23 protein-coding genes and 2 pseudogenes are annotated in these 21688 nt (G+C 34.6%); 10 read left to right on the forward strand and 15 right to left on the reverse strand.

Going from position 1 to position 21688, the window contains the following annotated elements:
- Positions 1–6 precede the first annotated feature (6 nt).
- The 3 genes from ACP5SL_RS02015 to ACP5SL_RS02025 form a co-directional block, all read right to left on the reverse strand.
- Positions 7–2196, reverse strand: a complete 2190-nt coding sequence (locus ACP5SL_RS02015) for a CDC48 family AAA ATPase (RefSeq protein ID WP_428228110.1) — start codon at positions 2194–2196, stop codon at positions 7–9.
- A 78-nt stretch (positions 2197–2274) separates the two neighbouring features.
- Entirely contained in the window at positions 2275–3615 is a 1341-nt protein-coding gene (locus ACP5SL_RS02020) for an NfeD family protein (RefSeq protein ID WP_014558302.1), read from the reverse strand.
- Between the two features lies 1 nt (position 3616).
- Entirely contained in the window at positions 3617–4465 is an 849-nt protein-coding gene (locus tag ACP5SL_RS02025; protein ID WP_014558301.1) for a slipin family protein, read from the reverse strand.
- A gap of 84 nt (positions 4466–4549) precedes the next feature.
- Here ACP5SL_RS02025 and ACP5SL_RS02030 point away from each other — a divergent pair, with 84 nt between their 5' ends.
- Positions 4550–4834, forward strand: coding sequence for a hypothetical protein (locus tag ACP5SL_RS02030; protein ID WP_148683731.1), 285 nt, complete (start codon positions 4550–4552; stop codon positions 4832–4834).
- A 6-nt stretch (positions 4835–4840) separates the two neighbouring features.
- Here the strand turns inward: ACP5SL_RS02030 and ACP5SL_RS02035 are convergent, their stop codons facing one another.
- Entirely contained in the window at positions 4841–5500 is a 660-nt protein-coding gene (locus ACP5SL_RS02035) for a winged helix-turn-helix domain-containing protein (protein ID WP_280101547.1), read from the reverse strand.
- A gap of 167 nt (positions 5501–5667) precedes the next feature.
- Positions 5668–6864, reverse strand: a complete 1197-nt coding sequence (locus ACP5SL_RS02040) for a nicotinate phosphoribosyltransferase (protein WP_428228111.1) — start codon at positions 6862–6864, stop codon at positions 5668–5670.
- 96 nt (positions 6865–6960) lie between these two features.
- Between ACP5SL_RS02040 and ACP5SL_RS02045 the strand changes: the two genes are divergently transcribed.
- Entirely contained in the window at positions 6961–7320 is a 360-nt protein-coding gene (locus tag ACP5SL_RS02045; protein ID WP_014558297.1) for a transcriptional regulator, read from the forward strand.
- A 115-nt stretch (positions 7321–7435) separates the two neighbouring features.
- On the opposite strand, the gene ACP5SL_RS02050 is transcribed toward ACP5SL_RS02045, so the two are convergent.
- From ACP5SL_RS02050 to ACP5SL_RS02090, 9 genes and pseudogenes are all read right to left on the reverse strand, one after another.
- The gene (locus ACP5SL_RS02050) at positions 7436–7762 is read right to left on the reverse strand and encodes a hypothetical protein (protein WP_014558296.1); all 327 of its coding nucleotides are present in this window, start codon (positions 7760–7762) and stop codon (positions 7436–7438) included.
- A 106-nt stretch (positions 7763–7868) separates the two neighbouring features.
- Positions 7869–8117, reverse strand: coding sequence for a hypothetical protein (locus tag ACP5SL_RS02055; protein ID WP_148683729.1), 249 nt, complete (start codon positions 8115–8117; stop codon positions 7869–7871).
- A gap of 22 nt (positions 8118–8139) precedes the next feature.
- A complete protein-coding gene (locus tag ACP5SL_RS02060) occupies positions 8140–9417 on the reverse strand; it encodes a tRNA (N(6)-L-threonylcarbamoyladenosine(37)-C(2))-methylthiotransferase (RefSeq protein ID WP_014558294.1) in 1278 nt (425 codons plus the stop codon).
- Positions 9418–9547: 130 nt separating this feature from the next.
- Positions 9548–11281: an HD domain-containing protein gene (locus ACP5SL_RS02065; RefSeq protein WP_428228112.1), complete on the reverse strand. Its 1734-nt coding sequence runs from the start codon at positions 11279–11281 to the stop codon at positions 9548–9550.
- Between the two features lie 700 nt (positions 11282–11981).
- A complete protein-coding gene (locus ACP5SL_RS02070; protein WP_148683727.1) occupies positions 11982–12179 on the reverse strand; it encodes a pyridoxal-phosphate dependent enzyme in 198 nt (65 codons plus the stop codon).
- Positions 12145–12411: pseudogene (locus tag ACP5SL_RS02075) on the reverse strand (pyridoxal-phosphate dependent enzyme); the annotation flags it as partial. The pseudogene ACP5SL_RS02075 and the gene ACP5SL_RS02070, both read right to left, overlap by 35 nt.
- Positions 12412–12557: 146 nt before the next feature.
- Complete coding sequence (locus ACP5SL_RS02080; protein WP_428228113.1) at positions 12558–13034, reverse strand: ferritin-like domain-containing protein; 477 nt, start codon at positions 13032–13034, stop codon at positions 12558–12560.
- Positions 13035–13036: 2 nt separating this feature from the next.
- Positions 13037–14119 carry an encapsulin gene (locus ACP5SL_RS02085; protein WP_193803229.1) on the reverse strand — a complete coding sequence of 361 codons (1083 nt, stop codon included), beginning with the start codon at positions 14117–14119 and terminating at the stop codon, positions 13037–13039.
- A 224-nt stretch (positions 14120–14343) separates the two neighbouring features.
- The gene (locus ACP5SL_RS02090; protein ID WP_148683726.1) at positions 14344–14619 is read right to left on the reverse strand and encodes a hypothetical protein; all 276 of its coding nucleotides are present in this window, start codon (positions 14617–14619) and stop codon (positions 14344–14346) included.
- Positions 14620–14804: 185 nt separating this feature from the next.
- On the opposite strand from ACP5SL_RS02090, the gene ACP5SL_RS02095 reads away from it, so the two are divergent.
- The 4 genes from ACP5SL_RS02095 (at position 14805) to ACP5SL_RS02110 (ending at position 18131) form a co-directional block, all read left to right on the forward strand.
- Positions 14805–15257, forward strand: a complete 453-nt coding sequence (locus tag ACP5SL_RS02095) for a tRNA-splicing endonuclease subunit beta (RefSeq protein ID WP_014558286.1) — start codon at positions 14805–14807, stop codon at positions 15255–15257.
- 71 nt (positions 15258–15328) lie between these two features.
- Positions 15329–15898: an RNA 2',3'-cyclic phosphodiesterase gene (thpR, locus tag ACP5SL_RS02100; RefSeq protein WP_158308324.1), complete on the forward strand. Its 570-nt coding sequence runs from the start codon at positions 15329–15331 to the stop codon at positions 15896–15898.
- A gap of 3 nt (positions 15899–15901) precedes the next feature.
- Positions 15902–17359, forward strand: coding sequence for a CCA tRNA nucleotidyltransferase (cca, locus tag ACP5SL_RS02105; RefSeq protein ID WP_014558284.1), 1458 nt, complete (start codon positions 15902–15904; stop codon positions 17357–17359).
- Positions 17360–17375: 16 nt separating this feature from the next.
- Positions 17376–18131 (forward strand): hypothetical protein, encoded by a 756-nt coding sequence (locus ACP5SL_RS02110; RefSeq protein ID WP_148683724.1) that lies wholly within the window; start codon positions 17376–17378, stop codon positions 18129–18131.
- On the opposite strand, the gene ACP5SL_RS02115 is transcribed toward ACP5SL_RS02110, so the two are convergent.
- Positions 18109–18420, reverse strand: a complete 312-nt coding sequence (locus ACP5SL_RS02115; RefSeq protein ID WP_148683723.1) for a hypothetical protein — start codon at positions 18418–18420, stop codon at positions 18109–18111. The genes ACP5SL_RS02110 and ACP5SL_RS02115 overlap by 23 nt on opposite strands.
- Positions 18421–18675: 255 nt before the next feature.
- On the opposite strand from ACP5SL_RS02115, the gene ACP5SL_RS02120 reads away from it, so the two are divergent.
- From ACP5SL_RS02120 to ACP5SL_RS02135, 4 genes and pseudogenes are all read left to right on the forward strand, one after another.
- Positions 18676–19833, forward strand: coding sequence for a hypothetical protein (locus tag ACP5SL_RS02120; RefSeq protein WP_014558281.1), 1158 nt, complete (start codon positions 18676–18678; stop codon positions 19831–19833).
- Positions 19834–19870: 37 nt separating this feature from the next.
- Positions 19871–20446, forward strand: coding sequence for an AAA family ATPase (locus tag ACP5SL_RS02125; RefSeq protein WP_148683722.1), 576 nt, complete (start codon positions 19871–19873; stop codon positions 20444–20446).
- Entirely contained in the window at positions 20407–20859 is a 453-nt protein-coding gene (locus ACP5SL_RS02130; RefSeq protein WP_148683721.1) for an RNA-binding domain-containing protein, read from the forward strand. Before ACP5SL_RS02125 ends, ACP5SL_RS02130 begins: the two co-directional genes overlap by 40 nt.
- A 288-nt stretch (positions 20860–21147) precedes the next feature.
- Positions 21148–21688: pseudogene (locus ACP5SL_RS02135) on the forward strand (serine hydroxymethyltransferase); the annotation flags it as partial.

Here is a 21688-nt window from a genome sequence, read left to right on the forward strand (position 1 = left end):
GAAAGCTCAGATCGTCATTTTTTTAAGCTGCTTTGCCAGCCTCTCATACTTTTCTACTTCTTCTCTAGTCAGCGATGGTCCTACAGTCTCCATGGCCTTAAGGAAGTATTTGAACTCAACAGGTCTAGCTTCAAGTTTTTCCCTAAGAGCGAGCATCACTGCTTCTCTAACTAAAGCTTCCAGATCTGCGCCAGTGTAGCCTTCAGTCATGTCTGCCAGCTTTTCTAAATCTACATCACTTGCAAGAGGAACTTTTCTCGTATGTATTTTTAATATGTCTAACCTCGACTTTTTGTCTGGCGGAGGAATATACACCAATCTATCAAACCTTCCCGGTCTTAATAGAGCAGGATCTAGTATGTCTGGTCTGTTTGTAGCTCCAATAACAACAACGTTTGAAAGAGGTTGTATTCCGTCAATTTCCGTAAGTAATTGATTGACAATCCTATCTGTCACTCCAGAAGAATCATACCTTAATCCTCTTGCAGGAGTAATTGAATCAATTTCATCAAAGAAGATGACAGTCGGAGCGACCTGTCTTGCTCTCCTGAATATTTCCCTTATAGCTTTCTCACTCTCTCCAACCCACTTGCTCAACACCTCTGGACCTCTGACTGCTATAAAGTTCGCCTCGCTCTCAGTTGCAACAGCCTTAGCGAGCATCGTTTTCCCAGTACCAGGAGGTCCAAAGAGTAATACACCTCTTGGAGGTCTTATGCCGATCTTCTTAAATGACTCAGGGTACTTGAGAGGCCACTCAACTGCCTCTCTCAGCTGCTGTTTTGCCTCTTCAAGCCCGCCTATATCGCTCCACTTAACATTTGGAACCTCTACATATATTTCTCTAATAAGCGACGGATTCACATCTTTAAGCGCATTCATAAAATCGCTCCATGTGACCTTTACATCTTTCAAAAGCTCAGGCTTAATCGGCTTGTCCAAATCTACTTTTTTCTCTTCGATAAACCTCCTAATAGTATTCATTGCTGCCTCTTTTACTAAAGCAGCAAGATCTGCTCCGGTAAATCCATGAGTTATAGCAGCGAGCTTATCAAGATCGACATCTTCAGCCAATGGAACGTTTCTTGTATGAACCATTAATATTTCTTTTCTGGCTTTAACATCTGGAGGGGCGATTTCTATTTCTCTATCAAACCTTCCCGGTCTTCTTAAAGCTGGATCGAGCGCATCTGGTCTGTTTGTAGCTCCAATAACAACAACTCTTCCTCTTTCCTTCAGACCATCCATAAGCGTTAACAATTGAGCGACGACCCTTCTTTCCACTTCACCGGTGACTTCCTCTCTTTTTGGTGCAATACTGTCAATTTCATCAATAAATATTATGGCAGGTGCATTTTCCTGTGCTTGCTGGAATATTTCCCTCAGCCTCTGTTCACTCTCTCCGTAGAACTTGCTCATAATCTCAGGACCATTTATTGCTACAAAGTAGGCTCCAATTTCATTTGCCAATGCTTTTGCGAGTAAGGTTTTTCCGGTTCCTGGAGGTCCATAGAGTAGAACTCCTTTGGGAGGCTCTATACCTAAATGCCTAAATAGTTGTGGTTGCCTCATGGGAAGTTCTACAATTTCCCTTAGCCTCCTTTTGGCTTCTTCTAAATCTCCGATGTCCTCCCAAGTAACTTTAGGAATTTCTCCTACTATTTCTCCCTCCTTCACCGGCTCTTCTCTTACTTGAATTTCTGTAGAACTTGTAACAAAGACATTTGTTGTGGGTTGTGTATTAGTAACAACAAATGTAAGCTCAGAGCCAAAGAATGAAAGCGGAACGATGATCGTTTCGCCTCTCTTCAGAGGTTTCCCGTTAAGCTCCTCTTTAAGTAAGTTTTCAAAGTATTCTACATAATCCTTACTAAGCTTGCCTTCTATACCAGTAGGTGCCAACACTATCTTTGTTGCCGGAGATGCCTCTGCCTTTCTAATTGTTACAGTCTCACCAACGCTAACACCTATCGCATTCCTTATTACACCATCAATTCTGATATAATCCTTATCTTCATCTTCTGGGTAAGCAGGCCAAACTTGAACTAATGTAGTTCCTTTTCTACCTTCTATTTCAATAAAGTCTCCAGAAGTAACTCCTAGTTTGCTCATTAACCTAAATGAAACCCTAGCCCTTTTCTTACCGACATCTCTTGATTTTGCTTCTGCTACAATAGCTCTAACTTCTTCGCTCATAAATAACAACACCTTAAATTTAGAAGATTTGTCAAAAATATTAACTATATTCAAAAATATATAATTTACGCATATGTATTATTTTTCTATCCTTTTCCTAACAATAAGAATTGGTCCTTCTTTTTTCACTACAATAACCTCATCGCCAGGAGAAATACTTTCGCTTTCGCTTTTAGCTTTCCAGTATTCTCCATCAATTACTACAAAGCCTTCATTGTCAGGTGAAATAGGGTCAACTGCTTTCCCTAAAGCGCCCTCTAATTTCCATGAAAAAGGCTTCCTCCTTCTGACCGCTATTATTTTGTAAATGATGAAAGCGGTAATTGCCCCTAAAACTACTCCAACGGCATATGCGGAGTATAAAACACTCTGTGCATACTGCTCACTAAAAGAAAAACCTATTGATGTTGGTGCTAAAGCTATGCCAAGGACGATCATAACTATCCCAATCCCTCCTGCAACTCCAAAACTAGAAATGAAATGCTCTACAACCAATAAAATGCTCCCAAAGAGAATTAGTAATATGCTTGTTGCACTTATACTATAACCATTTCCTACAAATCCAAGAAGAAGTAGAAGAATGCCTGCAGGAACTACTCCTAGATGCCCTGAAAGTATGCCGAATAATATGATCATCATGCCTAAGGATAACATAAGTGTGGAAAGAGTAGGATCTGATATCGCATGCACAATATATTCTCTTATATTCATATCAAAATATTCTAATGTATAAGACGAAGTATTTATTATATATGTGATGTTTGTACCTGGGAGGTAAACCTGCGTTCCATTAATTTGCCTAAGAAGGTCGTCGATGTTATAAGCTATATAGTTAATAACATGATACTCCAGAGCCTCTTGAGGCCCCAAATTTAAATTTTCCAACACGAAATCATGTATTGACGTTAAATTTCTATCTTTATTTCCAGCATGCTCATCTAGAAACTTTAGTATCGGGTTGATTATTTTAGTATCATTCACTAATGTATATGTTCCAGTAGTAGGATCATATTCAATAGGTTGCATGGAACCTATTATTGTTCCCGGTTGCATTGCAGCTATATGTGTGCAGACAAAAATCAGTGTTCCAGCACTCTCCGCCCATTTATCTACTACGAATCCAATCACAGGAATGGTAGATTTATCGATATCTATAGCGATGTTCATCGCAGAATCGAGAAGACCTCCTGGAGTATTTAGATATATAACTAAAATCGCATGCTCTTTCTCTGCTACTGCAATTGCATTGCTTACATATTCTTCTACCGCCGAATCAATTACACCGCTAACAGTTATGACTATCACTCTGTTTCCTATAACATTATTGCTTTGAGCATATGAAATCTTACTCTCAGAAAAAAGCAAAAATAATAATAAAAAAACCACTATGAAAAACAATGCTTTAGCTTTCAGACTCATTTTATGTTTCACTTTCTGACTCACTTGAAGCTTTCATGGGAGAAGAGGTTGAAGTTTCTTTTCCACCTACCTGGATACCTTTTGTAAGACCTACTACGGTCCCAAGAATTTCACCCCTACTCTCTGGAGTCACAATTATCAGATTCTTCTCTCTAGCGATTTCAATAAGGGTTTGAAGCTCTCTAAGTCTCATAGCCATTGGATGAGATTCATAAAATGTTGCAGCTTCAGACATTATACTAGCAGACTGCCTCTCACCCTCTGCCTCAATTATTCTCGCCCTCCTAAACCGTTCGGCTTCAGCTTGCTTAGCTAATGCCCTTAACATTGTGTCCGGTAATTTTACCTCTTTTAAAGTAACTGCAGTCACTTTTATGCCCCAGGGATCGGTCAGCACGTCCAATATCCCCTGAATTCTCTTATTTAGCTCTTCTCTTTTTGAAAGAAGATCATCCAGCTCTACCTGCCCGATTACATCCCTCAAAGTTGTTTGCGCAAGCATGAGAACAGCATATGAGTAGTTTTCCACAGCCATAATAGCCTTTACTGGGTCTAGAACTTTATAATAGATTACTGCATCAACTCCTACTGAAACATTATCCCTCGTAACGCTCCTTTGCTCAGGAACATCAACCGCAACAATTCTCAAATCCACTTTTAAAAGCCTATCTACAAAAGGAATTATGAAGAAAAGTCCCGGACCTTTTGCTCCAAGTAGCCTTCCAAGCCTAAAGACAACAGCCCTCTCATATTCTCTGACTACTTTTATAGCCATTGAAAGGAAAATTATCAATATTATGATGATGAATATTATAGTTGTTAGGTTTGAAACTAAAGTATATGCATCCATAACTTTTCCCTTAATTAATTTAATTAAGAAAAATGGTTATATTTACTTTTTTATTTAAATAAAAGATGACAAAAGGTGATGGAAATGGAAAAGAAGTATAACCAAAATGAAAGAATGAAACTGGAAATCATATCTATGATAGACGAAAATCCCAGCAACTGGATAAAGGCAGCATATTTCTCCGATTCAGAAGTATCAAAAATTATGGAAATTTTATACAAGTTGTGGGAAGAGAATAACGAGAAAGGATTTCCAATTGATTACGCTTCAAATGAACAACTAAAAGCCCTATATTCAAAGGCAAAAAGGTACTCATCGATGAAAGAGGAGGAAGCAATGAAGACAGTATTAGAAAGAGTTGAAAAATAAGGGACTTTAGATTTTTATCGAATTCCTGATCCTTTCAATCAAGTTCTCTTTTGGTTCTAATGGAATTATTTTGATATCATTTTCCAATTTTTCCGGTATTATTTTTGAAATGCTTTCATCTGAAACTATTAATATAATTTTTGAATTTGTATCTAGCATCATAATTATATACTGCATAAGATCTACTACCATATCAAGCTTGTTTTTACTTAGCACATGTCCAACTACGTACCTATCTTTCTCTTTTGTAATTACAACTAAAGCCGCATATTCTATTCCGCTTTTTCCTAAGAGCATACTGTTGTAACTTATGTTAACATTTTCTCCCTTTAATCCTCTTAATCTTTCATATATTTCAACAATTTCCTGCGGAGTCTGTACTATGTTGAGATAGGAAGAAAACATCTTTAATGAAAAGTATGCGCTTTTTCCTTTTGGCGTCATTTTTATTATTTTCTGCTTTCCCTTACTTTCTTCTATTATCAGTCCATTTCTCTGAAGTATGTCGAGATATTTTTGAAGCATTTTGGAATTTAAGTTGGTCTTATACATCAAATGAGTCTTCTTTATCCCAAAATCTCCTCCACTGGAAATAACATTCATTATTTCATATAAGATTTCAGTGTCTGACCTATATTTTCTCTCTTCTTCTGTTTCGTTGGAAATAACGCATCATCCCCATTCGTTTTTTAATATTTTATTCATATGTAATTTTTGAAGATAATAAAATATTCGTTAAATTTATATTAATTATTAAGTTATAACTCTTTTATACCGACTTTAGCTGACCTCCTTACGCTCTGAAGAGCGAAACCTTTCAGTTGCAAAAAATCTTAAAAAGTGATATTTGCAAGCTCATTGAGTTGAGATAGAACTAATTTTCGAATTTCTTTTAAGTCCGGAAGAGGTTCGATCAATTTCCCATTTTCAATATATTTCTTTAATAAAAGCTTCGGCTCACTGCCATCTTCACATTTCTCAGGAGATTTGTTCCAAGGCAATATCTGGTCTTTAAATCCTGGGCATCTATAAATTTTCTTTGCACCTGGCAACTTACCTCTTTTTGTTCTCGGTATCCACTCTCCATTTTCATATACTTCAACGATGTCCATGCTAATATCTACGCTTGGAGGAAATGCTATAGACGTCCCAACACCAAAAGCATCAACGATATCCTTAAGCTCATTAATATCTTCTTCATTTAACCCTCCACTTGCTATAATTTTTACATTTTTGAATCCATTAAGGTCTAGAGCCCATCTAACCTCTTCAATAATTTTTCTGAAATTCCCTCTTCGTGAGCTTGGAGTGTCTAGCCTAACACCATAAAGCTTTTTCCCTAAAGTTTTCATTGCAAGCTCAGTTTCTATTCTTTCATCCCAAAAAGTATCAACAAGTATTATTCTTGGAACGCTTTCATCTATATTTTCATCAAACAGCTTCCAAGCCTTAGCTTGATCGCCCACTATTATCATCAGGCTGTGGGGCATAGTTCCAGAAGGTTCTACTCCAAGATATTTTTTTGATAGAACCCCGCTGACAGAATCCGCGCCTCCTATCAAAGCTGCTCTATCTGCAAGTGGAGCAAGCGCTGGATGTAGAGATCTTAAACCGAAAAATAGAACCTGTTTATTTCCTGCTGCGTATTTTATTCTAGCGGTTTTCGTTGCGATGCTTGTGTAATGTCTTAAAATTCCCAATATTATAGACTCATAAAGTGCAAAATCATAGTATTCTCCTTCAATTAGCATTACAGGTTCTCTTTCCCTGAAAAGTGTGCCTTCTGGCAACGCATAAACATCTACCTTGTGGTTTTCAAGAACATTAAGTGCCTCCTCTAATCCAGCAAATATAGCCCAGCTGTAATCTTTAGGTAGCCCATAAGTATGAAATTCTGCTCTGACTTTTTTGTCCTTTAATCCTGCACTTTCTAAAATTTTTTCAACTCTTGTAAAGTAGACATCTGTTGCCTCTCCATTTAAAATTTCCTCATCAGTGGCAATGTAGAATTTTCTTCTCAAAAATTTCACCTTTTCAAAAACTTGTTATATTAAAATAATTAAAATAAATTAATGAAGTTTTTATAACTTATATTAGTATTCTAAAGCTTTTCGAGGTCAATTATTTTGAGCGGGGAAGAAAATTTTCTTACTACCAGAGAAAAAATATATTTAATCCTCAAAAATTCTCCTATCCCTTTGACTGTTGAAGATATAATTAATATGCTTGGTTATTCAGTTAGAGAGAAAAGAAAAGTAGAAGAAGATATTGAGCATTTAGCCTTAAGCTTAAAAAGCAGAAGCAATGGTAAAGAAAGAATAGCAATTTTGCCTGCAAGATGTTTAAATTGCGGATACACTTTCAAAGACAACAGAAAGGCAAAAAGGCCATCGAAGTGTCCCAAGTGCAAGTCGTTCAGAATAGAAGGACCATGGTTTTATATAACTGAAAGCTCATCATCAATGAAAGGAAGTATATTATTGTAAGGATCTTTATAAAAAAGCTTAAACTTACAAAAATCTAAAAGGTCCCCCGGTCCGTGAAAAAATCATTTCCTGTGAAGGATCATTCCGCTAAAATCCGGTCATCCCTTTAATAAGTTCATATAGGCTCCCCCGTTTTTACATTATATCTTTTTACGGGAACTTTTAGCTTTTCTAAAAGCTTTTTTACTGCCCAAATGAGATGAGAACTCCCCCTTACTCTTCTAACCTTCATCTTTCTATATACGCATTCTAAAACAACGTCTCCATTATTGTTTATAACTTTGATTCTTCCGCTTATATGCCCCTTCAGGTTTTTTAAAAGATATACGTCTAGTATGTATGTTTTTTCATCTTGAGGAGGTTCTACGATGATCTTAAAAGCTTCACCCTTTCTGTATTTCGTCGTTATCTTTTCTTTTTTCAATTCCTGCACTTCTTTCACGTCATTTTCACTAACTAGAAATGACCAGTGATAAACTGCATGTTTTCCTGTGAGACTTTTAGATCTTTCTTTTATAAGCTCGATGTTCAGTACAAATCACCAAATCTTAATTAATTATAAGAATATCGTTATTTAACCTAATATCTGTAACATCCTTGACAATTAAAGTAATAGTGAAGCCGAAAATTCCGCTTGTAATTAGAACGCTATTTTTTATGCTGATTTGCCTGATATTCTTTTCTTTTCCAAGTTCTTCTCTTCTAACCATCTTACCGGTAGATTCGTCATATAAACTAATCTCTGCAGATATTCCTTCTTCAGAATTTGCTATTTTCAACATGCATAGCTCTCCCATTTTTCTCACCAGAGTATTACAATTAGAGCGCTATTCCTCTTAAGTCATATGGTGTATAATCAGTTATTTCAATGTTTACTTTCATCCCTAAAGAAACTTTTTTTCCTCCTTTCAGCACAATGCTTATGTAATTCTTTGTCCTAGCAATATAACTCTCTCTTTTTTCATCTTTTTCTACTACAACTCCCTCTATGATCTTACCAACATATTTTTCCATTTTTTTATTCAATACTTTCTCCAGCTCCTCCTTAAGTAAACTGCTTCTCTTCTTTTTAACAGAATCAGAAATCTGAGGCATTCGCGCTGATAGGGTGAAAGGTCTTGGTGTGTATTGTGCGATATGTACCCTATCGAACAAGCCGCTTACAACTACTTTCAATGTATTTTCAAAGGCCTCCTCACTCTCCCCTGGATGACCGACTATAATGTCTGTTGCTATTCTCAGGTCTTTAATTCTACTTCTGAATTCATTTACTACATATAGAGCATCTTCTATGCTATAGTCCCTTCCCATGATCTTCAGAACTTCATCGTCTCCGCTTTGTATTGGTAAATGCAAGAACTTAAATACATGCTCATATTCAAAAATTTTTACGAAATTTTCTAGATCTTTTTTTACTCCATCCGGATTCATCATCGCGATCCTTAGCATGTATTCCCCTTTAATCTCTTGGTTGATCGTTTCAACTAAATCTGGTAACAATGGTCTCCCTTTAAAATCAATCCCATAAACTGAAGCATCCTGACTAGAAAGCTGGATTTCGTAAACACCGTTTTCAACAAGATCCTTTATCGCTTTAAGGATTACTTTAGGCATTCTGCTTAAAAGTCTTCTCCTTGCTACCTTCGTAATACAAAAGTTACAGTTAGAAAGGCAGCCATCATTGAGGGGTACAATAGCAATATTGCCCGTCTTTACTATTGGAACGTTATAACGCTTGAATTCTTCATAGCCTAGGAAGTCCGTTTCGTAAAAAATAGCATCGACGATCCTGTTAGTTTCATACGGTGAAATTAAAACCGCATCAGGAAATCTTGATTTGATTAGATACGGTTGACTTCCTGGTATACAACCAGCTACTACTATTTTTGAATTCTTGTTAAGCTGTTTCACTTTTTCTATATATTCAATCGCCTTTTGGTCACTATCTTTTCTAACTGTACACGTATTGACTATAATAACATCAGCATTTTCTAAGTTGTCTATTTCTTCAAACCCTCTGCTTATAAGGATCTCTCTCATTAATTCGCTGTCACTCCTATTTAGCGCACAGCCAAAAGTCTTTATAAAAAACTTCATTGCAATTCACTATAATATCTATGCATTATTGACACTCTAACAAATAAAATTAATAAATGTATATCTAATTTTTCTAGCTGGATGTTTCGATTTTATTTGAGCAATTTTAACGAATTTTTAGTGAAAAGTGTTAAGACGGTTTTGACCCGTTCTTTCTTAAAGATAGGTAGAGTTCTATTAAAGCTTCGGCAAGAATCCTTCTAATAGAGCTTTCTTCTGACTTGCCGATTTTTTCTTTTGAATATAAAAATATCATTGGATGCTGACCGGCTCTATTAATCTGGCTTATAATAGATGATACATGCTCGATAGGTAATGCCTTACCATCAGACATCAGTGATAGACCTCCTAAGCTTTTAGGAGATATTCTCTGCGAGAAATATAGAGTTAACTCTATATCTTTTTTGAGTTTTTTGTTAATTTTTTCACCTAAGATTTTTTCAAGACAGCACTTTAAAGTATCGTAAGAGCTATTTTTAACTTTGCCGCATTCTTCGTTCAATTTTTCAAAACCCTCTGGCCATGTTTTTTTAACAACATCTAAGATTTCCACTGAAGAGCTCTGAAGTAGCTCTCCAGTCTTTTCCAAAACATCTATAGGTTTGATACGCTTCTCATTTTCAGACGACAATACTTCAAAGAGCTCGACTAGTAGATCTTCTTCTCTTTTGATAATCGAGTTGAACTTTGCTTTTCTATTTAATAGTGCATTAACATCCTCAACAATTGAATTTGCATTAGCAGAAAGAGAATATCTTAGAATTATATCAATAAAGCTATCATCTATTCTAAGGCAAAACTTAGTAGTTGACTTGTATATATATTCAGGATGAAATAGTTCCCAGAAATTGTTTGGCAGATGTCCAAAAACTTTAAGAATTTTTTTCTTATTTTTGCTCCAATTTCTGCCTATTGTCTGCAAGGCATTTATGTACGAGAGTTCTAATGATATGACCTTATGGTGAAGATATACCCATTTATACATCATATATCTAGCATAAAATAGGTCTTCCAAATTGCTTATTATTTTCGTCGGAATGGAAATCTTTACTTTTCCTCCTTCATCATAAAGCATTAGACCGCTTATAAGCCTCTCAATATCAATAGCTCCAAAGGTAGCACCTGTGTTATATGCGTCCCTGACCAAATAATCGATCTTGTCAGCATCTATAATTTCGCCGGAAATTATTTGTTTCATGATGTTGTGAGCTTCCTTTTTAAAAAGCCTCCCCTCAATAGTATCATCATCTCTACAAAGAACAGCTTTCACCGATTTAAAAGCCTCAGAGAGCATTTTTATTGTCTGTTTAGGAAACCCTTCTTTTTTGAAACCTGTTAGTATGTCTTTTAGCAGTTTTTCTGAAAATATGCATCCATAATATTCATGCAATTTTAATTTTCTTTTTTCGGCTTTTTCAAAAATTTCGTTCATTTCTTCAGGCAATTCCCCGTTTTCATATGCAGTTTCAAGGGCGCTCTCTGTGACGTGGCTGTAAGGCAAGTGACCAACGTCATGAAGTAGCGCAGAAATTCTTGTTGCTAAGTAGAAAGCAGACTGATCTTTTCTGGAGCTGGAAGTTGGGAAAAGTTCAGAAATTATCCCAGGGCTGTTATTCATGAAAGAAGTCCAAATCATGCCCGCAACATGCATAGCACCTAAAGAGTGCTCGAACCTAGAGTGTTTCGCTTGTGGATAGACTAAATACGTAAAGCCCAATTGCTTAATGCCATGAAGTCTAAGCATTAAAGGGTGTTGAAGAATTTTATATTCTACGAAGTTAATTGGAATAAGCTTATGTACCGGATCTTTTATATAAGTCCTAGTTTTTAGCAAATTTTCAAAAGAAGTTTCTTCTTTTCGCATGTCTTCGCACTCCTTATTTAACAATTTAACAAACTAAAAAATCTCAACTTATGTATAAAAGTTTACCTAGAGTAAACTACCGTCATTTCTGCAGGGCTTTTGGGTTTCCAGCGACCTTCATGATTCACCTTTATATCTCCTTTGGGTGTTTACATAACCCTCGACCCTTACCTCTCGTTAAGGCAAGGGCTATGTTAATTGATGCATTCAGGCGATTTTGACTTCTGTTTTTTAGGGAATATCCCTAAAGCTTTCTATCTTTGTTATTTATACTTAACTTTTCGCCCTAAAGGATGTATCTCTCGTGAGCAAAAATGAATATTGTAATAAAAAAGTAATTAAGCTTATTTGCTCATGATTCAGTCAAATATCTTAAGATGGAATCTACTATTACAGTTACAATCGTAGAATTGCTTTCAATATTCTCTGCTAATTTTTGTGAAGCATACACATTAGCACCAGAGGAATAACCGGCAAGAATCCCTTTTCTTCTTTTGCTAATTTTTCCGTCATTTCTTTTGCATCTGAAAATTTTACTTCAATCAAGCCATCCAAGATTTTTTTTATCAAGAAGGCCCGAATATCTTTATGCATTAAACCTTCTATTCTTTCATAACCTTTTCCCCTGCAAGTCTAGAACCTTCCGGTATTATGCCAATAATTTTTTTGTCCTTTTCTTTCAAGTATCTTCCAACTTCCATTACATTCCCCTTGTTCCAATTCCCATCACAAAAGCATCAATTTTTCCATTCATTTGACTCCATATTTCTGGACCTGTTGTTTCATAATGTGCCCTGAAGTTATTTTTATCTTCGTATTGGTTCAAAAAAACTCCTCCTTTCTCTTCGGCGATCTTTTTTTGCTTATTTGATATAATAATCATCAGCATCCTTATCATCTGAACCGTAAAATATTTCAGCTCCTAAAATCTTTATCAATTTAACTTTTGCTACACTAGTTTGCCGGGAAACTACAATTATTGGATTAAGACCTAATTTTCTCGCTACAAATGCAACATATATAGCAGTATTTCCACTCGAAGCTTCAACTATATATTCTCCTAGTTTGAGATTATGCTCTTTGATTGCAGAACTTACCATGTATAGAGCTATTCTATCTTTGTGACTGCCAGTAGGATTGAGTTATTCGAGCTTCACAAATAATCTGTAATTTTTTTAGTTTGATTTTATTTAGTTCTAAAACAGGTATTTTGACTATAAGTTTAAGGATATCAAGAGTTTCTGCAGTCAAAAAAATTATAAGAATAACATATTTTTTATCCTCCTGGGGCTCCGTGATATGGGCTATCTCTCCAAACCATATTCCAGAAATCTGTTTCAGAAAATGTCTCTTTTTTTGCAATGTCTTCCTTCACAGTAAGTAGAAGCTTATAGTGCTTTTCTTCATCTTCGTATATGATAGCGGCTAATAACCTAACCCTAGGATCTTTTATGTTATTTAGAATTTTTCTAGATTCTTCTATCATTTTTGCTTCTGTTGTTATATGTTCATTTATGGTACGTTCAATCAGCCGAAAGTCCTCTTCCGAAATAAAAGGCTGTTCGTTGCTTAATAGCTCTGATATCGTTTCATACAATGTGGCATGCTTCTCAGAATCTTTTGAGAGTGATTCAAAAATAGAACTCAAAGCCTTATGCTTTATCTTCTTTGAGAGCTCCAAAAGGATTTTAGCATATTCTTTTTCTAAAATTGCGAATTCCTTCACTTCTTTCTTAATTTCTTCTTCAACCAACTTTATTTCCCCTCCAATATAGCTATTCCTCTCGCATCCTTTACTTTTAAAGCGAGCTTTTCCCTTGCTCTAAAGTTGTGGTAACCCTTTTCTGGACCGAGATATCTTATTTCACTGTCAATGCCAATTACTAATTCCAGAATTCTGGGCTGCAATGAAACTATTATGGTCACATTATCAGGTAAAATCGGAAGAATAACTATATTATCAATAAAAGCTTTGATCCTCTCAAGATCTGTAGTTCCAGTTTTATCGCTTATTGCCAAAAGCTTCACATATTTTTTCGGGCTTATAAACAATGCAAATGGCTTAGTTGCTCCTGATCTTAAAATCTCCGTAAAAGCATTAGCTATATCATTTACAGACTGAGACGGTTCATTCCACTCGCCAACTGGTAACTTTATCGTACCTTCGCGATTCAATATAGTCTCAAGTATCAAGCGATCTTCATTATTAGATAGTTCCAACGCAGATCTGTATAAGTCGGGAGCCTCCAATTCCCCGTTTTTATCTATAGAATCTATTGACATTTGCGAGACTATAAAATAAGACTCTATCTCATTTAGAGGAATTATTTCTCTTTCTCCTTTTTCATCACTTTTCTCAACAAATATAGCCTGAGTGCCTTTTTCGATTCTTTTTATAGGTAAATATTTTCTGAAAATCCTCATTTCTTCAAGAGCTTTTTGATATTCATTTACAACAATAGAAAGAAAATCTCCATTACTGTTCTTAACCTTATTTTCTTCTTTCTTTTCCTCATTGGATACTAAGTTGCTTGGGTCATCTTTTATGTTCATAGAAGTTAGCTCCTTTACTTCTTTGAGTCCAGCCTCAAGCTCACTCTTTTGTTCCGCATCTAAAGAATTAAGAAGTGCAAGGAATTCTCCGACATGAGTTTTCTCTTCCTTAGCTACGTCTTCAAAAACTTTCTTAACGTTCTCATCTTCAACAGACTTTGAAAGTTGCAAATATAGATTTATTGCGTCCAATTCAGCAATTATCGAAAGCCTCAACGCATCGGCAATTTCATTAGCTTTTAATTTCCTATCCATAGGAATTTCCAATGGATTTTTAGATAACATTTTTTACACCTTGTATTTTATTAATTTCTTAATAATTGTAAAAATTCAAAATATATATTTTTAGGAAAAATTAATTTTAGGAAATGATTATAGTGGGATTATCCTTTAAAAAACCTTTAAACGCTCTTTCACCTACTGGATTATCAGGTATCTTAATCGCCTCGATTCTGACCTCCTTCCCGCCTTAAAAGGCGAGGCTTTCAGTTGTAAAAAGAAAAACAGAATTATCTTTTATTTTTTGGAGGAGTTTTTGGTCTTTGTTCGTAAGGTTCTATATCTTCATATTCATCAGTTTTTTCTAGTACTTGAGATGGGTCGCTTTCAAATAGCAGCCCTTTTTCTTTTGCATATTTTAACAAAACCTCTTCGTCTATATCGGTAATTTTCTTTATCCCATCTATATCGATTCCATTTTTGCTCAAGTATGAAATTAAATCTTCAAGAAGACCCGCAGAAATTATAGATTCTATTATTTCGTCTTTAATTGAATTCTGTCCCAAAGTTAATTTCACCCTTTTAGATTTAAGAATCAAAAATTTATTTAGTCGCAATTATAGTCAAAAGATATTTGTTAATATTAGTTTTATTCATACTAATATAAATTTCTGATGTTCATACTATTATGCTTAAAATTTCATTTATAAAATATTGCAGATTATGAATTTAACATAGTGGTGAAGCATAAGTGAAAGAATGTACAAAAGCTAAATACTTAAGGGAAAAAAGAGAGCTCGTATGTTACACTGGAGAAAAGCTGGATTTTTATGAAACTGTATACATGTGCAAAAAAGGAAAGATTATTATAACTGACGAAGACCAAAAAACTTTAGAATGGTACGACATCGTTTTAGATAGATCTCAATTAGAGAATAATGCCTGGATTCTATTTTCTGTATACTATGATCTGCGAGAAAGAGGCAGAATATTGAAGTATGGACCTTTTCAAAACAGCTTTACCCTTTATCAGAATAATAAGCCAATTAGCTTAGTATTTGTATATGAAGAAACTTTTGAATTTAAGGTTTCTACTCTTCTAGATTTATTAGATGCGGCTAAGAGACTAAATAGAGAAGCGATTTTAGCTGTAGTAGATAAACACGGAGATGTATCTTACTATACATTTGAAAAGTTTTCATGAGCTTCTTTTGTATTGATAAAAATATTATTTAATACTATGTTGTATTGATAATAATAAAATGGGGAAGTATTTTGGTTCGGACATTTGTGGCAATAGAGGTTAATGATCCAAATGTTGTCTCGAAAATTATTAACATTGAAGAGCAGATGCTATCATTAAAAGTTCCTATGAAAGTTGTAGAAAAGGAGAATCTTCATATAACTCTTGCATTCATCGGAGAAATTAGTGAAGACACTCTTCAAGATGCAATAGAAGCAATTAAAGAAATAGAGCATACGAAAATTAAAGCAAAACTCAAGGGAATTGGAGCTTTTCCAAATTCAAACTCGCCGAGAGTTGTTTGGATAGGAGTTGACGATAAAGCGAGCATCTCTATTATGGAGTTGTACAAAAAGGTATCAAGTAGCTTAGTAGCTCATAAAGTTCCTTTTGAAAGGGAAAAGGACTTTACCCCCCATCTTACTATTGCGAGAATAAAGGGGAGAGAAAATATCAAAAGGCTCGCGAGCTTTATAAATGAGTTTTCAAGTATTGAAATTGGCGAAGTAGTTTTCGACAAATTAAAACTTAAAAAAAGCACACTTACGCCAAAAGGTCCAATATATGATGATATACTATCAAAAGACCTTAGGGAAGGATAGATAATGACCCTTTCTTCTATTGAAGTTGAAATTTTAAAAAAAATAAAGCCGACTGATGAAGATAGGGCTAAGGCAAATGCTATTTTTAATATAGTAAAAAACAAGATAATTGAAGGATTGAAAGCGAGTAACGAAAAATTTGAGGTATTGCTTGAAGGAAGCATAGCTAAGGATACATGGCTCAGAACAAGCCCTGAAATGGACGTTTTTATCGTTTTTGAAAATGAGCTTGATAAAAAAGACTTTGAATCCATTGTTAATAAATTGGCGAGTATTTTAAATGAATATGAACCTGCAAAGCAATATGCCGAGCATCCTTACCTAACAATAAAAGTGGATGAGTACAACGTCGACATTGTTCCAGCTATTAAATACGAAAAAGGAAAGAGAACTAAAACAGCTGTGGATAGAACCCCTCTTCATACGCTTTTTATACTTGAAAATACCACTCCGGAGCTTAGGGATGAAATTAGAGTTGCAAAAAAGTTTGCAAGAAGTATTGGTGTTTATGGAGCAGAGACAAAAATCGAGGGATTTTCTGGATACTTGATTGAGCTTTTAACAATAAAATATGGAGGTTTCAGAGAGCTACTGAATAAAGCATCTGAGTGGAGAATCCCCATAAAGATATCATTTTCAAGTAGCGAATCAATAAAGCGTCTCTTAAGCAAATATGAGAATTGTCCTATGATAGTCGAAGACCCTACAGATAGTGAAAGAAATGTTGCAGCTGCAGTATCAAAAAGAAAAATATTTGAATTTTCTTCTGCTTCGAAGCTTTATTTAAAGAAACCAACGCTTTATTTCTTCGAAGAGGATAATGATGAAAAAGTCATCAGTACAATAAATTTTGAATCACTTGAGCCTTACTATAAAAACGTTGTAATAATCGAGTTTGAAATCCGTAAAGAAATTAGTAAAGATGTTATATGGGGAGAGCTAAAAAGAATGAGCAAAAATGCCTTTAATATCTTGAAGAATGAGGGGTTTGATGTCGTCAAATGCGAACCTTGGAGCGATGAGAAAAAGGAAGCATACATTGCTTGTTTACTAACATCAATATTTTTGCCAAGTAAAAACGTGTCTATAGGTCCGCCTATGTTCTTTAAAGAGCATTTCTTCGCATTTATTAATGAGCACATTTTAAGACCCGTTGAAGGACCGTGGATAGGTGATGACGGTAGATTATGGTCACTTAATGAGAGAAAGTTTTTAAATGCACTACAGCTCCTCTTGGAAAGAAAAAAGGAAATTGCTATTTCTGATTTTGCTGACTCTTTGGTTGACATGTATATTCTTTCTTGGAGAACTGAAAAACTCTCAGGAAAAAGAGGTGTTTGGCTAAAGACATTTATTATGAACAAGCCCAAATGGATTATGCCATATTACCTTTCTATATTCGAAGAAAAAATATCTTCTTTGAAAAGCTCGAAATATTCAGACACAATTAAAGGCGCTTAAGTTTAAGATGAGATTAATGGAGAGTTTGAAATACGTAATTTGTTTTCCTTTTAATGACAAATATGCAAAAAAATGCCTGGAAATTGAGGAAGTAATTGAAAAAATCTTAGACCTAGAGGGGAGAAAATTAACACTTCTAGCTAAAGGAACAGACTCAATTGTTCTATCGCTGGATGAAAAATACGCTTTAAAGGTAGTAAGATTAGATAGAGAAATTTCGCTATTAAAAGAAGGAATGTCATTATATATATTGGAAAGAAACTTTAAAAAAACAGGGATAAAAATTGCGCCTGAACTATATTCTTTTTCAAAGTATCACGTATTAATGGAGAGAATAAACGGAATTTCAATCTCAGACTTTATTTTTAGTGCAAGCGAAGATGAGTTAAAAGATGCCTTAAGAAGTTTGCTGATCTATTCTTTAAAATTAGACTCGATCAGATTATCTCATAATGAGCTCAGCCGGCCTTATCACCATGTTTTCTTTATCAAAAATCGCGAAAAGATAACTCCAATTTTCTTAGATTTCGGTAGCTCAACTATAAACGGAAATAACTCAAATTTTTTACAAATATCTTCAGCTCTTTTCCTTTCGAAATCTAGAATTAATGAAAGGATTACTAAGAGTTTTAAAATCGATGAGATAAAACAAAACAAGCTAAGAGAACTATTAATTTTGTATAAAAACTGCTTCAAAAAAAGATGTATGCAAGAAGAAATAGAAAAAGTAATTGAGAAGATTTTAAATATTATTTTTCGACAGGAATCTTAACTTTGTCTAATTCTCCTTTGTATACGCTCGTATCTAATATACTTGAAAGCACGTATAAGCTACCTCCTACAGATACTGGGAGCATATTTTTCTTTACTGCAGTCGATAATGAAGTTATCACGATATCCTCTTGTGACGGTTTTGACAACTTACTACCGCATTTTGGACAAACTGACCCATATTTTCCAATTATTTCATTTAATGAAGGAATGCCAATATAATCTTGACCGACATGCTCTAAATAATGAAAAACATATCCGCAATTTTTACATTTATATACGATTGGCAAGATAATCACCATTTTTATTTAAGGAATTAAAAAAAGAAATGAATGACGATAAGGGTATTACCTTTACTTTTTTTGTATTACCTTAATGAGTGTCATGAGTTTGAAATTTTGAAAAGATAGAAATTTTCAAATTTATAAAGTAATACCAACTGTTTTATGGACGGAATTTCGTCATGCCGTTTTTATATATAATTAAACTTCACTTAGTAAAATCTTCATTAATAATAAAGATCAACAATAAAAGCGTGAAATGATATGAATGGTTTCAATATAGTTGGGCTAAAGGAAATCGTGCAAATCCTAAAGAACAACTCCGCTGCGAAAAAAGCATTAGACGAAAAATTCGATAATGAAAATATCATGATAATTGACTATTACAATGAAGAAGTAAGTATAGGTAACAGCATTGAAAAAACAAGAAAAATCCTGTGGAGCGAAGCCACAACACCTATGAAAAATACTAGCTGGTTACCCATTAAAACTATTCATGAAACAAACACAAAAATATCTGCAAGCAACATTATAGGTATAGTCAACCCTTTTCCAATAACATTCATTCAAGAAATTGAGGGTGAAAAATACTTTTTCAAAGGAGAGGGAACTGGCCCATATGAGCTGAACGATAACGATAGAAATGTTAAAAAAATAAGTAGAAAAAACCAAACAAAAATTGGAAAAGAGCTTAACATTGGTCCAATAAATATAAATTTTAATGAGAGCTGTGAAAAAACCCTCACGCCTGAGATCACATATTACTTCTGTAGCGGAAACGAGTTATTTATGTTTAAAGAGGGGAATATGTTTCAAGTTAATAAAAAATCAGATATAAGAATTAACACAATATCTATAAACTCTTTAGTTCAGTGGATCCAGCCGTATAGAATTGTTATCGACACTCTTTCTCACGGAGAAAAGCTATCGAGCAATTTTATTATTCTATCGCAGCCTTCTTTCTCAATAACCTTTGCATCTTTATATCCAATAACTCTCAAACACGAAGAAAAAGAAATATTTGTAGAAAACAGAGGAAAAACGATCATTTCACTTGATACACTTCCAAATTACTCATTGTTAAGTTATCTAAGAGTATTTGTTGATGAGAACAACCTGTTTTCTTCAAAGTTACCAAAAGTTCAGATAAATGACCCTTCCACCTTCTTACACAGCCAAAAAATTAAAGATCTAAGCGAAAGAGAGTTTGAGTATGAATTATATGCATGCAATGTCCTGAGCTACGATAAAGTATTAAGAATTTATGTGAAGCCGCCTTTTTACATGAGAGAATTTTATATAAATAATATAGAACAAAATCCTGAGAAAATTAGTGTTGATACAAATACTATCGTTTTGCCTCTTCCCAAATATAAATGCCTGAAAATTAAATTAATAGCAAGAGAAAAGATCAAATTATAAAATAACGATTTAAAATTAATTCCAGATGCTGGGAGATATGAGAAAGCTTATATTAATTACAGGAATGCCAGGTTCTGGAAAGTCGATAGTTTCAAGCTACTTTAAAAGCAGAGGTTATACCGTCTATTCTATGGGCGACATAGTTAGAAATATTGCGGAAGAAAGAGGCGTAGAAAAAACTTTAGAAAATCTACTGTCAATTGCCCAAGAGATAAGAAATAAGTATGGTCCGAGTGGGGTAGCTAAGCTAATGATACCTATTCTTGAAAAAGAAAAATCCGAGACGGTTGTTATTGATGGAGTGAGAAGCATAAACGAAATTGGTGAATTTAAAAAGGTGAGCAAATGCATAAACATTATAGCTGTGTACTCGCCTCCTTATATGCGATTTGAAAGGCTACTTTATAGAGGCAGACCTGGTGATCCTAGGAGCTTTGAAGAGCTCATTGAAAGAGATCTGAAAGAGCTAAGCTTCGGAATTGGCAATGTAATATCTTTAAGTGATTTCATGATAATTAATGATGAATCGCCCAGTAAAGTCATAGATTACCTGAAAAGTAAGGAGGATGAAATATGCAATTGCAAGAAAGAGTCCGTATGGAAATACCTGTAAAACCTACAGAAAGTGAAAAGAATCTAGCCTTGCTGGTTGAAAAAATTATGGAGCCAGAAGAGATATATAGTGAAGATTTAGGTATAGAGAAAAAAATTGTAGCGAGATCTAAGTGCATTTCAAGCCTGAAGAAAATGCACTACTTGCTTAGAAGCGAGAGGATATTAGATTCGGCAAGAAGATATCTAAAGGAAGGTGTAGCTGATAAGATGATAGTTGTAATGTTACACAAACAAGCATTAGCGGCTGGAAGGATTTCTTTTGTAAGTGAAGAAAGAGAATCTCCCCTTGGTGCTGTTAAGCTCTATATATATCATGATAATCCTCACGATGTCATAGATTGGTTGGCACCTCCAACTAGAAAAGGAAGACCGGTTTTTGAAAGAGGAGTACCAGAACCTGACTGCTATTGATTTTCTCTGAATCTCTTTCCTTTTTAAAGCATATAAATCTTTTGAATATTGCTAAATACTTAATAAGCCAAGGTTAAATAAATGTTGGGTAATATGATCCCTCTAAAGAGTACTTATCACTGATGGAAAGAAAAGACCAAGTAAGATTATGGATGCACATGCAAGCTGAACCATTTTATTCGAAATCTTAATAAGAGAGCTATTAAGCGGGCTGAATTTTATTGAAAAATTTATAACTAATAATGAGAATTTAATTAATTAATGATGTAAAAATTTATGGTGATAAAATTGTCCTCTCCTGAAAATCTCTTGAGAAATGTGTTGCAATTAACAAATGAAGCAAATGAGTGGAGGAGGAAAAAATCAATAAATTTAATAGCAAGCGAAAACGTAATGAGCCCTCTTGCTGAAGCTGTATATTTGAGCGACTTCATGAGCAGATATGCTGAAGGTAAACCGAAAAAAAGGTACTATCAGGGAACAAAATACATCGATGAGCTCGAAATAATGCTTGCTGAACTTATGGGAAAAATTCTCAACATTCAGTATATAGAGACTAGGCCTATTAGCGGAACAATAGCAAATGCATCTGTTTTTAAAGAATTGGGAGAACCCGGAGACAGAGCGCTTGTTGCGCCCGTACAAGCCGGGAGCCATGTCAGTCATACTAAATTTGGGACGCTAGGAGCTTTAGGCATGACGCAGGTTTATCTTCCATATGACGAAGAAAGGATGAATGTTGATGTAGATAAAGCAATAAAAATGATAAAAGAAGAAAAGTTTAAGTTTTTAGTCCTTGGAGGAAGTGTATATTTATTCCCTCATCCAG

This window comes from Fervidicoccus sp. (assembly GCF_049967375.1).
Classification (GTDB): domain Archaea; phylum Thermoproteota; class Thermoprotei_A; order Sulfolobales; family Fervidicoccaceae; genus Fervidicoccus; species Fervidicoccus fontis.